Annotated in this window: 13 protein-coding genes and 1 pseudogene; 12 read left to right on the top strand and 2 right to left on the bottom strand. The window is 31.1% G+C overall.

The genetic code is table 11. The annotated features are described in order from the left end of the window. Positions 1 to 217: 217 nt before the first annotated feature. Positions 218 to 1,831, bottom strand: coding sequence for a PucR family transcriptional regulator (locus I6U48_RS10725; protein ID WP_218320420.1), 1,614 nt, complete (start codon positions 1,829 to 1,831; stop codon positions 218 to 220). A 230-nt stretch (positions 1,832 to 2,061) separates the two neighbouring features. Here I6U48_RS10725 and I6U48_RS10720 point away from each other — a divergent pair, with 230 nt between their 5' ends. From I6U48_RS10720 to I6U48_RS10700, 5 genes are all read left to right on the top strand, one after another. Next, positions 2,062 to 2,718, top strand: a complete 657-nt coding sequence (locus tag I6U48_RS10720; protein ID WP_218320419.1) for a cobalamin B12-binding domain-containing protein — start codon at positions 2,062 to 2,064, stop codon at positions 2,716 to 2,718. Positions 2,719 to 2,882: 164 nt separating this feature from the next. Further along, on the top strand, positions 2,883 to 4,364 hold the full coding sequence (locus I6U48_RS10715; protein WP_218320416.1) for a methyl-accepting chemotaxis protein: 1,482 nt from the start codon (positions 2,883 to 2,885) through the stop codon (positions 4,362 to 4,364). Positions 4,365 to 4,771: 407 nt separating this feature from the next. Further along, positions 4,772 to 5,188 carry a response regulator gene (locus I6U48_RS10710; RefSeq protein ID WP_218320414.1) on the top strand — a complete coding sequence of 139 codons (417 nt, stop codon included), beginning with the start codon at positions 4,772 to 4,774 and terminating at the stop codon, positions 5,186 to 5,188. 38 nt (positions 5,189 to 5,226) lie between these two features. Next, positions 5,227 to 6,375, top strand: coding sequence for a SpoIIE family protein phosphatase (locus I6U48_RS10705; RefSeq protein WP_218320413.1), 1,149 nt, complete (start codon positions 5,227 to 5,229; stop codon positions 6,373 to 6,375). A 21-nt stretch (positions 6,376 to 6,396) separates the two neighbouring features. Beyond that, a complete protein-coding gene (locus tag I6U48_RS10700) occupies positions 6,397 to 6,828 on the top strand; it encodes an ATP-binding protein (protein ID WP_218320412.1) in 432 nt (143 codons plus the stop codon). Positions 6,829 to 6,850: 22 nt separating this feature from the next. Here the strand turns inward: I6U48_RS10700 and I6U48_RS10695 are convergent, their stop codons facing one another. Beyond that, positions 6,851 to 7,219 (bottom strand): helix-turn-helix domain-containing protein, encoded by a 369-nt coding sequence (locus I6U48_RS10695; RefSeq protein ID WP_218320411.1) that lies wholly within the window; start codon positions 7,217 to 7,219, stop codon positions 6,851 to 6,853. Between the two features lie 182 nt (positions 7,220 to 7,401). On the opposite strand from I6U48_RS10695, the gene I6U48_RS10690 reads away from it, so the two are divergent. The 7 genes and pseudogenes from I6U48_RS10690 to I6U48_RS10665 all read left to right on the top strand — a co-directional run bounded on the left by I6U48_RS10690 (position 7,402) and on the right by I6U48_RS10665 (position 13,860). Continuing rightward, complete coding sequence (locus I6U48_RS10690) at positions 7,402 to 7,746, top strand: STAS domain-containing protein (RefSeq protein WP_218320410.1); 345 nt, start codon at positions 7,402 to 7,404, stop codon at positions 7,744 to 7,746. Positions 7,747 to 7,756: 10 nt separating this feature from the next. Continuing rightward, a complete protein-coding gene (locus I6U48_RS10685) occupies positions 7,757 to 8,125 on the top strand; it encodes an Hpt domain-containing protein (protein ID WP_218320409.1) in 369 nt (122 codons plus the stop codon). 258 nt (positions 8,126 to 8,383) lie between these two features. Then, positions 8,384 to 9,226 (top strand): annotated as a pseudogene (locus I6U48_RS30630) (methyl-accepting chemotaxis protein); the annotation flags it as partial. Then, positions 9,215 to 10,348 carry a methyl-accepting chemotaxis protein gene (locus tag I6U48_RS30625; protein WP_446681753.1) on the top strand — a complete coding sequence of 378 codons (1,134 nt, stop codon included), beginning with the start codon at positions 9,215 to 9,217 and terminating at the stop codon, positions 10,346 to 10,348. The pseudogene I6U48_RS30630 and the gene I6U48_RS30625, both read left to right, overlap by 12 nt. Before the next feature lie 17 nt (positions 10,349 to 10,365). Further along, the gene (locus I6U48_RS10675; protein WP_218320407.1) at positions 10,366 to 11,805 is read left to right on the top strand and encodes a chemotaxis protein CheW; all 1,440 of its coding nucleotides are present in this window, start codon (positions 10,366 to 10,368) and stop codon (positions 11,803 to 11,805) included. Between the two features lie 43 nt (positions 11,806 to 11,848). Then, positions 11,849 to 12,985, top strand: a complete 1,137-nt coding sequence (locus I6U48_RS10670) for a protein-glutamate methylesterase/protein-glutamine glutaminase (RefSeq protein ID WP_246615286.1) — start codon at positions 11,849 to 11,851, stop codon at positions 12,983 to 12,985. Positions 12,986 to 13,032: 47 nt separating this feature from the next. Further along, positions 13,033 to 13,860: a CheR family methyltransferase gene (locus I6U48_RS10665; RefSeq protein ID WP_218320404.1), complete on the top strand. Its 828-nt coding sequence runs from the start codon at positions 13,033 to 13,035 to the stop codon at positions 13,858 to 13,860. Positions 13,861 to 13,878: the final 18 nt, after the last annotated feature.

Genomic DNA, 13,878 nt, shown 5'->3' with positions numbered 1-13,878 from the left:
GTCAACCTTAGCTCAGTATTTTAGAAAATCTTAGAGTCTTTGATATGTTTGAGGTACGAGTTTATCAAAGATTCTTAGATTTTCAAAATACTGAGCTTTAGATTGACAAAAAGTTTTTATCGTGCTGAAGCTTGGAAACATATGCCGGAGTGTAAGTTAAGTGTCGGCCGTGCAACCCTATAACGCTAATTGAATTTTAAAACTGCAAGCCTTTTAGCTATTCATTGCTGACATCTCCATTAGAATTTAATTTTTTGTTTAGAAGAATCTTATCGATTAACTTAGAATCATCAACATATTCTAGTATTATAAAACTTAAAATAAGACGGAATGTAATAATAGCATCACTCAGATCAATATCCATAATTTTTTGGATTTTTTCTATCCGATGAGCTAAAGTGCTTCGGCAGACATTTAACATATCAGCTGTTTCTAGCTGGCTTTTCTCATTCATTAGATAGATATAAAGAGATTCGGTGTAGTTAGTATTATTCATGGAATCGTATTCCATAAGAGTAAATATTGAAGCATGACAAAAGTTCTTTAAATCACTTTCAGAGGAGCAAATTTCCAAAAGGTGCTGTACTGCTGCATCTTCATAGCAGAAAAGAAATTTATTTATTTTTGACCGTGCTCCGAGTTCAATTGCTTTTACTGATTGATCATAGTAGAATTTTATATCCGATAGGTTGTGAAAACAACGACTAAGCCCACCGTAAATATTGTTTTTCTTTAAAAAAGCTCTTAACTTTACCAAACTACTTTCATGGTAAGATATTTTATTATTACGACTTATAAGTACAACGATATAATCATTGTATATTATGGATTTACTATCTACAAGAATGTATTCAATTGTGTCTCGTAATCGATTAAGTGAAATATTTACAAAGCTGTTTTTAGGTACACTTACTACAAGAACATATAAATTATTTTTAAAGTGCAAGTCAAGAAACTTTAGTCTTTCCTCAATAGTTTTATTGTCCATTTTTTCTCCTTGCAGTAAATTTACAAGAAAATGTTCATAGCTTAAGCCTTTATTATTTTGAACAAACTTGCTTTTTTCCATTTCAGAAGAAAATACCTTGCATAATAGAAAAATTAAATCAATATCGTTTCTAGTAAAAGGTCTTTCGCATTCTAAGGCTGTGAGATATCCAACTATCTTGTTATCAATTTTAATATTAGATATTATACGAGGAATTCTAAACTTATCCTTACTCATAAAAATAGGAGAATTGCTTTTATGAACTACTTCAATGAATTTTTTGGCACTCGACATAGAAACGAACTCATAAGAACAATACCCCTTAGTTAATAGTTCAATCCATATTGGATCATCCACCTTAATATTTTTTGATGCAGCAATAAGTTTAAAGCTTAAGTCAAGGATGCAGAGGGGATTTCCAAGAAGTTCACATCCGGTATCTACTATATGCTCAATGCCTTTTCCGCTTACCAGGGAACTCAGTAGTTTGGCTGAATTCATGACAAATTCCTGATGATTTATTATGATTTCTTGGAGTTCATTGAAAACTGTAACTATATCTGTGTTTGTATTCAATATTATTAGATTTAACGTAGGATTTTTCTTATATTTGGAGGGTAAAGCACTGCTTGTAACACATAATATATTAATTAGAATTCCTTCAGGCAATATTCTTGGGAGATTAAGATTTTTTCCTACATACAAATAATCAGATTCGAAACAAGATTGATTTTTTTCGAGAAGTTTAATTCCTTTAATAGGTACATTGTCCTTTTGTGAAATATATAATTCAGTATTATAATGATTTATTTTATCCAATAAGTTACTTAAATTTATCTCCATATAAACACCCCTTATATAAAATAATAGCTTATTTATGAGTATAATTAAAGAGGTAAATTTGGAATAATAGCTAAAATTTTAATAAGTATCTAATAAAATTTAATATGAAAATAACTCGTCCTAACATAATGTGTACTTTTTAATTTAAATTTGAGCATTGTGTAGGGTGTTTTATATGCCTTTTTGTGTTAATTTATATACATAAGATAAAATTATAAGGAGGATAACCTATGAGCAAGATACTTATAGAAGCAATGGCTGATCTCAATGAAGATTTAGTTATTGAAGAAGTAAAGAATCTTATGAATAATAATGTACCAGCAATGGATATTATTTCCTACCTACAAAAAGGTATTGAGATCGTAGGAAAAAGATTTGAAGAAAAAATATACTTTATGTCTGAACTTATTATATCAGGAGAAATATTTAAAGAAGCTTCAGAAATACTTGGAACAGCAATTCCAACTGGTACATCCAAATATGGAATTTTTGTTATAGGAACTATTTATGGAGATATACATGATATAGGGAAAAATATTGTTAGTACTGTGATGAGCGGTAACGATTTTGAAGTTATTGATCTAGGAGTTGATGTACCACCTGAAAAGTTTATTGAAGCAATTAGAAATTATAAACCTAAGGCAGTGGCAATATCTTGTCTCTTAACGAATTGTTTTGATAACGTAAAAAAATGTATAGAGGATATTGAAGCTTCAGGTCTTAGAAATGAAACTAAGATAGTAATTGGGGGAGGCCCATTAGATGAAGATACCTGCAAGTATGTAAAAGCTGATGTAATATGTAAAACTGCACAGCAAACAGTTGAATACTGCAAAAAAATATATGTAGAGAAAAAAGAAATAAGCTATCTAAAGGTTATACAATAAATGGTAGAAAATAAATGAGAGGTTGTGATGATTTAGTTATCACGACTTTCTTTATTTTAGAGTTTAAAGCTATATTTTGCATTTTATGATTAGAAACTATAGAAATAGAACTTAAAATCCGATAATATAAACGTAGAAGCAATATACATAGGAGGAATTAAGTTATGAAAAATATATTCGAATTTTGGTCAAGGAAGGATTTAGAGGAAATTGACAGCCTAATATATAGTATATCTCAAGGAGATCTTACTAAAACATTGGATAATGATTCGTCAGATAGCAGTTTAAATTCTAATTTAAATAATTTAATAATGAAATTTAGAGGGCTTATAGCTCAAATAATGACAATGACAGATAAAACTATAAATTATACCATGGAATTGAAATCAGATTCTGAAGATATAGAGGTATCTAGCAAAGAAAATTTAAAGGTCATCAATGGGATATCGAAAAATATGGAAGAACAGATGGAGGTAATAAAAAAAGCCAAGCAGTATTCTTATGAAATAACTAATTCGGCTAAACATGTAGCGGAAAAATCAGAAATTATTAAAGCTATGGAATATACAAATATGGAAACTGTTAGCAGCAGCTATAAAGATTTTGAGACTTTAATTCGTAAATTAGAGCAAGGAGCAAGCTCCAATATGGATACTAGTATTAAGATAAAAAACTTAGAGGAAAAAACCTATTTAATTCAAAATATAGCAGATGAGGTAAGCAAAATAAGTGCTGATACCAATCTTCTTGCACTTAATGCTTCTATAGAAGCAGCTCGCGCTGGAGAAGCAGGGAAAGGGTTTGCCGTGGTAGCAGAAGAAGTAAGAAAACTTGCGGAAAGTTCTACAGTTCAGGCAAAGCAAATTGCAGATATCATAAACAGTATAAAACAAGAAATTTATAATATATCTTCAAGCATAGAAAATGAAGTTAAAGCTACCAATGAATATGTCCAGTCTTCAAAAGTTACTAAGCAGAATTTGGACAAGATAAAATCACAAACTCAAGAAACCTTTAATGCGTTCATGGATATAGATAAAGAAATAGAAAAAGAAGTGGATAGAACAAATGAAATTGATAAAATTGTTCAGGATGTATATAATACCTTTAAAAATATATCCGTTTCAACAGCAGAACTATCAGCTTCTTCTGAAGAGCAGCATGTAATTACAGAAAATACCTTTGATAAGTTATCACATTTAACTCGTATGAATGAAGAAATACAAAAATACATATCTTCATTTATAAAGAACTATAAAATAGATGATGAAAAACAAAGATATATAAATAATGGTATAAATACTTTAAAAGAAATTTCAAAAATTCCAGCTCTTGCAACTATGGAATATTCAAAGTGTACTGGAATTCTAAAGGAACAGATTAAGAAATATTCATATTTTGAGTTAATAGCATTGATGCAAAAAGATGGACTTAGGAAAGCAATTACATTAGATTATTCAGAGCAGCAGGTTTATGTTAACTTTTCACACAGACCTTATTTTAAAGAAGCAGTGTTAGGCAAAGAATTCATATCAGAACCATATATATCAGTGGATACAAATAACTATTGTATAGCTATGGCAGTACCAGTAAAAGATAGTTCTGGAGAAATAGCTGGAATATTGATGGCGGATTTAAAATTGTAAATATAATTATTTTATAGAGGTATTAAGAATGAATAAGACAATAAATATTTAGAAGAAGGCTATGAAAAAGAACTTGAGTGGATTAGTATATAATTGTCATACTAATGATTTAACTGTTGGCAATCAAAATTTAGTTCGTACACATATTTACGAAAAGTAGCAAAACGACATATGTATTGTTTGAAGTTGAGCTTACAAAACAGCTTTTTAAAAATAGCAGCAAAATGTTCTATTATTTGACAAGAATATTAGTGGTATGTATAATTGGAATATAAAGCTAGCAAGTGGTTACTCGCCTATTTAGGAGGCGTTCCGTCAATTATAACTTTCTTTATGAATATTGATTTTATAATTGAGACTATTTGTAAAGCCTCAATTTTTTACTATAGGAAAGGAGTAAATCAAATATGAAGAGATATGGTGTTTTAGTTGTGGATGATTCCTCCTTTATGAGAAAATGTATTAGTCTTATTATAGAAAGGAATCCTCAATTTTTTACAATTGGAACTGCAGGAAATGGCAAAGATGCCATTGAAAAAGTAAAGAACTTAAAACCGGATATAGTGACTATGGATGTAGAAATGCCAGGGATGAATGGAATAGATATACTTAAAGAGATTATGAAAATCAGCTCTGTTCCTGTGGTTATGCTTAGTAATCATACTGAAGAAAATACAAGTGTCGCTTTAGAGGCATTAGGGTTAGGGGCATTAGATTTTTTTTCAAAAGGCGTATTAGTTGGCGAAGATGTAAAGTATGAGAATATTAATGAATTTCTTAATAGACTCAAGATAATAGTAGAGAGCGAAAAACCGATGTTCTAATAATTACTTACATATACAGTAAAAAGAAGGGGAACAAAATGAAGAAAGCAAAAATATTAATAGTAGAGGATGATCTTCTGGTATCTAAATATATACAGATAAGCTTAAAAAAAATTGGATGTCATAATTATGATACTGCAGTTTCGGGAACTGAAGCTATTATTAAATCAAAGGAGTTTTGTCCTAATTTGATATTGATGGATATTATGCTAGAAGGCGACATAGATGGGATAGATGCTGCTAGAATCATTAAACTTGAGTCTGACAGTCCCATTATATATCTTACTTCTGATTCTGATATCGGAACCTTAGAAAGAGCAAAGATAACAGAACCTTTTGGGTATATAATTAAGCCTTTCGAAATGAGGGAACTGCATACTGTAATAGAAATGGCACTATATAGATATGAAATAGATAAAAAACTGATAAAGAATCTTCAAGCTCTTACAGAAAAATACGAGTTGCAAAAAGAAATGGAAAAAAGCCTAGAAGAAGCTAGGATTTTTCAACAAAAGTTATTTCCAAAAGAAATACCTAAAATTGACAATTTAAGCATTTCAGCAAAATATATTCCTGCAAAAAAAGTAGGAGGAGATTTATATGACATCTATCGATTAAATAATAAATTAATTCTCTTCATTGCAGATATCTGTGGTCATGGAATAGCTGCGGCTATGATGTCTGCTTATATAAAAGCACATCTTAAACATTCTATAATGGTGGATAAGTTATTAGAACCAGAAAAAATATTAAATCGACTGAAAAAAATTGTGATAGAAGAAAGCTTATTTGAGAATAAGTTTCTTACGGCGGCTATCTGTAGTATCGATCTGAATACTTTAAGAATAAAATATTCTAATGCTGGACATTGCAGGCCATTGTTACTGAGAGATGGGAGTGTCGAATGTCTTGACCACGGAGAATGTCTTATTACAGATGGTTTAACAGAAGAAAAATATACATCAAAAGAGTTTTATATGAGATCTGGAGATAAGCTGCTCTTTTATACTGATGGGATATATGAATGGAAAGATGGGGAGTGCATCTATGGCATAGAGAGATTTAAGCAGTATATTTTCAAGGAAGGATTATTTGAAGATTCATTGGAAGATTTTATAAGTATGGTAAAATCCAAGGGTCAAATAATAGATGACATATCCTACATATTAGCTGAGGTCCTAATATAATTGAAAGGCTGTACCTGTATTATGAATGTATTAAATAAGGGGTTAGACATAGAACTATTAAATTATGAGATTAGAATAAAAGGAATAGTTGATATTAAATCCATAGGAAGTATAATAAAAATTTGTCATGTTGAAGTAAAAGCTAAGTATGAAAGCAAGAGCGTTTCCAATAAATTTTCAACTTGCTTATATGAGTTGGTTGCTAACGCAGTAGAACATGGCAATAAAAATGGTATTGCTAAATCAGTTCGTATTAATATTGACTTTTCAAAAGATAAAATTACCTTTAGAGTTGAGGATGAAGGAAAAGGCTTTGATTGGAAAAGCTATAATTATAATTTTGAAGAAAGTGATGAATATAGAGGACGCGGACTTAAAATTGTGAAATATTACTGTAATGAGCTGACTTTTAATGATAGGGGAAACATAATAAGCGCATGTATATATACTTGAATTATAGACATATGAATAACAATCATTTATTGCCATTCATATGTTTATAATATAATTCAAGAGCTTTATTTATGGAGTCTAAAATGAACTCCCTTTCTTTAGCACTTAATATCTTGCCTTTGTATTCCAAATCCGCTTTGTTTATGATAATATCCTCTAAATCTTTTGTTTTAATATCATTAAATAGCTCATCAAATACCTCATCAATAAAGAAAGAAACGGGAACTTCAAAATATTTAATTACTGAATTTAAAAATTTCATTGAAGGTTCCTTTTCTCCAGCTTCAATTTTATATATCATCTGTGGAGAGTAACCGATTTCGCTTCCTAAAGCTTCTCTAGTAAGATTTTTATTTTCCCTTAATAATCGTAATTTTTCACCCTTTTTCATATTCAAGCCCTCCAGGTTAGAATGTATTTTGGTAGTTGCTAGGATATTTCATCTGTTGATGATTATATACAACAATGCTATTATTAATAGTAATATAACATACAAAAACTATAGGTATCAACTTAAAGTTTTTATAGGTTCTAATCAAACTCTGCTATAAGAGGAAGGAGAATACAGTTAATATGTGGAAAATAGAAGAAGATTTCGATGTTAAAATAATATGTTTAGATAAGGAATTTTATTTAGATAGTACTGAGCACTTTGAGATAATTATAAATAAAAGTATTGAGGGAAAATACAAAAAGGTAGTTTTGAATTTGAAAAATGTTGAATTTATAAATAGTAGCATACTAGGGGAAATATTAAGATTTTATAAAGAACTTATGCGTTTAAAAGGAGAATTGGTTATAAGCAGTTTATGCGAAGATATTAAAAATCTTTTAGAGATAACAAGAATAGATAAGATAATTAAGATCTTTGATAGTGAAACAGAAGCTATAGAATATTTAAGGAATTTACATACATAGGAGGTAAGTGGTGAAAGATAACCTACAAAAAGAAGAGTTACCAATTGTAGATTTTACACAACTTTTAAGAACCATTGGTGGAGATAAGGAAGATCTAAAAGAATTGCTTCAATGTTTTCTTGAAGAATACCCAATTCAGCAGGGTAACATAGAGAAGGCCGTAAAAAACAAGGATGCAGTACTTCTAAAGAAGCACTGTCATAAAATGAAAGGAAGTCTTCAGTTGCTTAGAGCGACAGAATGTTATAATTTAGTTTGTGAGTTGGAAAAACTGTCAATATCTTCGGATCTTAAGGAAACACCTGAAATATGCAAAAAACTTTGTGGAGAGTTGGAAAGACTGTCAATAATTTTAGATAACAAGAAAAAAACACTATGATGATAAAATCGTAGTGTTTTTTCTTGTACAAATTCGATTCTTTATGGCATGAAATAAAAAATATGTTGAAATTTAATAATTTATATTGAAAAATATACAAATTAATAATATAATTACTAATAATAATATTATTAAAAATATAATAAATTAATAATAATATTATTAGTAGCAGTGTGATGAAAGTGATGTCATGACAACAATGCAATTTAGTTGATAATGATTTATGAAAATAAATAAAATGCTTAGGAGGGTTATTCAATGGATAAAAAACTTGCAAAGCCGGCTACAGGCAAAAGAAGCACATTAAAATCAGAGGTGCATAGTTCTAAAGCTAATGTAGTATATGGAGCAGAAGATATTGATAGAAAGAGAGAGATAGCTAGAAAACAGGCACAGGAAAAAATGAAAGCTAGAACTTTAGCTAAACAGCAGCAAATAGCGGAGAAAATTTCTACCGCTACTGAGCAATTAGCATCAGGCATTGAACAAGCCAGTGCAGCTTCTAGAGAACTTGGAGCTACTATGACACAAGTAGCTACAGGAGCAAATCAAGCTTCTTCTGCAGCAGAGCAATCAAGGGCAGCCATTAATCAAATAGATAAAAATGCAGTTGCAGCAGAAGAGAAATCTAAGGAATCTCTTAAGAGGGTAGATGAGTCTCAACTACTTGTTAGAAGTACTTCTTCGGATATAGAGAACCTAATAAACGGAATAAAGGAAGCTGCAAATACAAATCTTGAATCCGTTAAACTAATAGCAGAACTAGAAAAACAGTCCAGTGAGATTGGAGAAATTGTCCAAGCTGTAGTGGGAATAGCAGATCAGACAAATCTATTGGCTTTAAATGCTGCTATTGAAGCTGCCAGAGCTGGAGAGCATGGAAGAGGCTTTGCAGTGGTAGCAGATGAGGTAAGAAATCTTGCGGAAACATCAGAAAAATCTGCTCGAAATATCACAGAATTAGTTAACGAAATACAGAAGAATGTTAAGGTAGTAGTAGTAGACATACAAAATTCTGGTAATGCGGCTAATGAAGAGGTGGAAAAAGCAAAAAAAATTACAGAAGATTTAATTAAGATTGAAGAGGATATGCTTATAGTACAACAAGGTGTAGAAGAAATTTTTCAAAGTTCCATAGATTCTAGTAAAGGTGCAGCAGAATTTCTAACGATTGCTGAACAGATTGCAACTGCAGCGGAGCAGCAATCTGGTGCAGCTGAAGAAGTGGATAAGTCAATGGAGGAACAGAATAGAGCTTTTGAAGAATTAAATTTTGCCTCTTCAGAGCTTTCACAGATGTCTGAGGAACTAAAAATATCTACAGATACACAAAAGTCTTCAGAAGTACTTGCAGCCTCTGCTGAAGAACTTTCAGCTAATGTAGAGGAAGCAAATTCGGTGTCTTCTCAGATAATGCAAGCTATACAGCAGGTGGCAGAAGGCGCTGATTTACAGGCACAACTTACAGATAGGGCCTCTTCACTTTCAGATACGTTAGCTGCAGCGGCAACTAAAATGAATGAGAGAACCTACCAATCCGGCGAAAAGGTTACTGAGCTGCAGAGTTTGCTAAATAATAATAAAGTTGGTGTAGATAAATTAATAGTAGGTATTACTGAAGCTGCGGATGAAAGTATAACTTCTGCTAAGAATATTAAAAATTTAGAGGAAACTACCAGGAAGATAGATAAAATTGTAGATGCTATAGTAAATGTAACTATACAAACAAATATGCTAGCGGTTAACGGATCTATAGAAGCAGCTAGAGCAGGTGAGTTTGGAAGAGGATTCTCTGTAGTAGCAGAAGACATAAGGACTTTAGCAAATGAGTCTGCTGAAAATACAGATAAAATAAAAGATTTAGTAAGGTCAATACAAAGTCAGATATTAGCAGTTGCTGCGGATATAGAACTTGCTAGCAGAACATCCTTTTCAGAAGTAGAAAAAGCTAAAAAGATTACTGAAAATCTTAACATTATCGAAAAAGGAATGACAGTGATTTTAGGTAGAGTTAATGAAATAGGAAAAGGAGCAGAAGAATACATGGTTGCTCTAGAGCAGGCTAAAAAGGGAGTAGAACAAATTGCAACTGCAGCACAAGAGGCAGCTAGTGCCACTGAAGAAGCCAGCAATGTAGCTGTGGAGCAGTCATCTGGAATGCAGCAGCTAGCAGCAGCTATAGAGGAAATATCTGGACTTGCAGATGAGCTGCAAAATATGTAGTGAAAGGAATGGAGAATATGGAGAGACAGTTGGTTACTTTTCATATTGGAAGGGACGAATTTGGAGCTGACATAATGAATATAAAGGCAATAGTCAGAGTTGAAGCTATAACAAAAGTGCCTAATGCACCTTATTATGTAGAAGGAGTATGCAATTTAAGAGGAAAAGTACTTCCTGTTATTGATGGCAGAGCCAGGTTTAACATGGAAAAAAAAGAAACAGATAAAAATAGCAGAGTACTTGTAGTTGATATAAATGGAAAGGTAACAGGAGTTATTGTAGATAAGGTTTCGGAGGTAATAAGAATAAATTCTTCTGAAATTGAAGAGACACCTAGCCTAATGAAAAACGTAAATATGGATTATTTGAATGGAGTAGCAAAACTTAACAATGGCAGAAGGCTAATTATGCTTCTTGATTTGATAAAGGTTTTAAATATAGAGGAGATACAGAGTTTAAACTTAAACAATAGTGAATTTGCATCAAATGAAATAGATATATATTCTAGAATAGAAAAGGTGAAGGAAGAACAATTAGTTTCCTTTAATATAGGCAGAGAAGAATATGCCATAAGTATAATGCAGGTAAAGGAGATTATAAGAGTATCTGAAATTATGAAGGTTCCGAGTTCAGAGGAATATGTAGAAGGAGTAGTATATTTAAGAAACAACTTGTTACCAATTTTAAATTTAAGAAAATATTTTAGTATGGAACAAAAAGAAATTACAGATAGTACTAGAATACTCGTTGTAGATGTCGGAAATGTGGCTTGCGGATTAATGGTTGATAAAGTGACTGAAGTTGTTCGAATTCCTGAAAGTGCCGTGCAGCCTCCCCCAAATGTATTTTCAAGTGATGGTGAGGAACAGTTTAAGGGAGTGGCAAAATTGAATAAGGGAGAGAGATTAATTATACTATTAGATCCAACAAAGCTGATAGAAGTAGATAAGTTAAAGAACATAGAGGAGCTGCAAAAAGATAATAATTATGAAGAGCAATTACAATTTACAGAAAGGCAATTGATAGATGAGGAGCAGCTTGTAACATTTAAGATAGCAAATGAGGAATTTGCAGTGAATATAGATCATATTCAAGAAATAAATAGAATGACAGCAATAACTAAAATTCCAAGAGCACCATATTTTATAGATGGTATTGTAAATTTAAGAGGTAATATAGTACCAGCATTTAACCTGAGAAAGTTATTTAAATTACCTGAAAAAAAAATAACAGATTCTACTAGGATAATTATAGTTGATATAGATAACAAAAAAACTGGTATTATAGTTGATTCAGTTACAGAGGTATTAAGATTTGAAAAGAAACAAATCGAACCCACTCAAGATATATTAGGAAATAACATTGATGGTAGATATATAGAAGGAATAGGAAAACTGAATGATGGAAATAGAATGATAATCATTTTGAATTTAATTGAATTAATTCAATTTCATTAGAGATTTAAAATAATAAAATATAGAAATGGAAGCAGAAAAAATTATGAGTAAACTACCCGTTTCTAGGTTTATTATCATGAAAAAAGGTGATTATAAGGTGATTATGTTGTTAGAAAAGATTAAAGTTTTAGTGGTGGATGATTCAGCTTTAATGAGAAGATTAATAAAAGAAATACTACTTACAGAAAGAAGTATAGAGGTTATAGGCACAGCTAGAGATGGTGTAGATGCCATAGAAAAGAGTCGAGAGCTTAAACCAGATGTAATTACTATGGACATCAATATGCCAATTATGGACGGACTTACTTCGATGCAGTATATTTTAAACGAGTTTCCAGAGATACCCGTTATCGTACTGAGTTCCCTCACTCAAGAGGGAACAATTACAACTTTTGAAGCTTTAGAGCTAGGGGCTTTTGACTTTATAGCAAAACCATCAGGCACTGTTTCGGCAGATTTACACAATGTGGGAAGAACTATAATAGAAAAGATAATAACTGCTTATAAATATTCAAAAAAGAACAATGTAATAAAAAAAGTGATTCAGAAAAAAAGTAATAATAGAGTTATTACCAAAAGCAAAAAAGTAATTTCAACTACGGTATCAAAGGTCGTAGTTATAGGCATATCTACAGGAGGACCCAATACTTTAATGGAAATACTTCCCGATATACCAGAAGACTTAAATGCTGCTATTATAATTGTCCAACATATGCCTCCAAGATTTACAAGTACCTTTGCTAAAAGAATAGATTCAATAAGTCCTTTTGGATTTAAAGAGGCTGAAGGCGGAGATATTATTCTGAATAGAAAAGGCTTTCTAGCGCCCGGAGGCTTTCAACTTGTAGTAAGGAAAAGTAGGTATAAGGATGAATATATGATAAGACTTACAGAATATCCAGAAACTCTTTTTATGCCTTCTGTTAATGTTACTATGAATTCAGTACTTGAATGCTTTGGTGGAGAAAATACAATCGGAATACTTATGACAGGCATGGGAGATGACGGAGCAGATTCTATGGTTAAAATTAGAAAGGCAGGAGGAATAACTATTGCACAGGATGAAGCTACTTCAGTAGTATTTGGGATGCCTAGAGAAGCTATTGAGAGAGGTGGAGCGGAAATAGTTGTGCCCTATTATAAAATTCCTGAGGAAATAATAAAGGCCGTAAATAGGTGATAATAAGATTTCTAAAGAAAGCTCTATCATAGATTGGAAGTGGTGAAATGATACTACTAGATGAGCTGTATGAAGATTATGTAAAGTATGTGTTTAAGAAAACAGGTTTGAATTATGGAGTAAATAAAAAATATTTTGTTGAGAAGAGAATAAAAAATAGAATGGCAGATCTGAATATAGAGGATTTTAAGGAGTATTATAATTTAATAAGATTTTCTGAGGATGAAAGTGAATTTTATAAATTAGTTAATGATTTAACTGTGAATGAGACTTATTTCTTTAGAGATTTCCCACAGTTCCAAAATTTTGCAGAAGAGATTTTGCCAATAATTATAAAAGATAAGCAAAAAAGAGGAGACTATAATTTAAGAATATGGAGTGCAGCTTGTTCTACTGGAGAAGAACCGTATACATTGGCTATAATACTGCTAGAAATGCTTGAGGAACCAGAGAAGTGGAATATAGAAATTGTTGCATCTGACATAAATGAACTGGTTATAGAGGCAGCGAAAGTTGGAATATATGATGAAAGGGCTGTAAGGGAAGTACCTCCGGAATATCTTTACAAATATTTTACCAAAATAGAAGACAAGTATTTAATAAATCTAAAACTAAGGAAATCAGTGAAATTTAAAAAATTAAACTTATTTGATTTTGAAGAGATGGAATTAATGACAAACTACGATTTTATATTTTGCAGAAATGTTCTAATTTATTTTAATAATAGATCTAGAAAAATGGTTGTGGATAGTTTTTATAATAGTTTAAATAGCGGAGGCTTTATATTTCTAGGACACTCTGAATCTATAGGTAGGATATCTGCTGCCTATAAGGCACAAAAGATAGGCAGCATTATAGTATATTCGAAACCTTAAAGAATATATAGTGATATG

It is taken from the genome of Clostridium thailandense, from assembly GCF_019207025.1.
Taxonomy (GTDB): Bacteria; Bacillota; Clostridia; order Clostridiales; family Clostridiaceae; genus Clostridium_AM; species Clostridium_AM thailandense.
This window is presented reverse-complemented; position numbering and strand designations above follow the sequence as displayed.

Coding starts and splice junctions, on each gene's coding strand:
- I6U48_RS10675 (WP_218320407.1), top strand. CDS start 10,366: ATGGAGAGACAGTTGGTTACTTTTCATATTGGAAGGGACGAATTTGGA.
- I6U48_RS10700 (WP_218320412.1), top strand. CDS start 6,397: ATGAATGTATTAAATAAGGGGTTAGACATAGAACTATTAAATTATGAG.
- I6U48_RS10725 (WP_218320420.1), bottom strand. CDS start 1,831: ATGGAGATAAATTTAAGTAACTTATTGGATAAAATAAATCATTATAAT.
- I6U48_RS10715 (WP_218320416.1), top strand. CDS start 2,883: ATGAAAAATATATTCGAATTTTGGTCAAGGAAGGATTTAGAGGAAATT.
- I6U48_RS10720 (WP_218320419.1), top strand. CDS start 2,062: ATGAGCAAGATACTTATAGAAGCAATGGCTGATCTCAATGAAGATTTA.
- I6U48_RS10690 (WP_218320410.1), top strand. CDS start 7,402: ATGTGGAAAATAGAAGAAGATTTCGATGTTAAAATAATATGTTTAGAT.
- I6U48_RS30625 (WP_446681753.1), top strand. CDS start 9,215: ATGCTTATAGTACAACAAGGTGTAGAAGAAATTTTTCAAAGTTCCATA.
- I6U48_RS10670 (WP_246615286.1), top strand. CDS start 11,849: ATGAGTAAACTACCCGTTTCTAGGTTTATTATCATGAAAAAAGGTGAT.
- I6U48_RS10710 (WP_218320414.1), top strand. CDS start 4,772: ATGAAGAGATATGGTGTTTTAGTTGTGGATGATTCCTCCTTTATGAGA.
- I6U48_RS10695 (WP_218320411.1), bottom strand. CDS start 7,219: ATGAAAAAGGGTGAAAAATTACGATTATTAAGGGAAAATAAAAATCTT.
- I6U48_RS10665 (WP_218320404.1), top strand. CDS start 13,033: ATGATACTACTAGATGAGCTGTATGAAGATTATGTAAAGTATGTGTTT.
- I6U48_RS10705 (WP_218320413.1), top strand. CDS start 5,227: ATGAAGAAAGCAAAAATATTAATAGTAGAGGATGATCTTCTGGTATCT.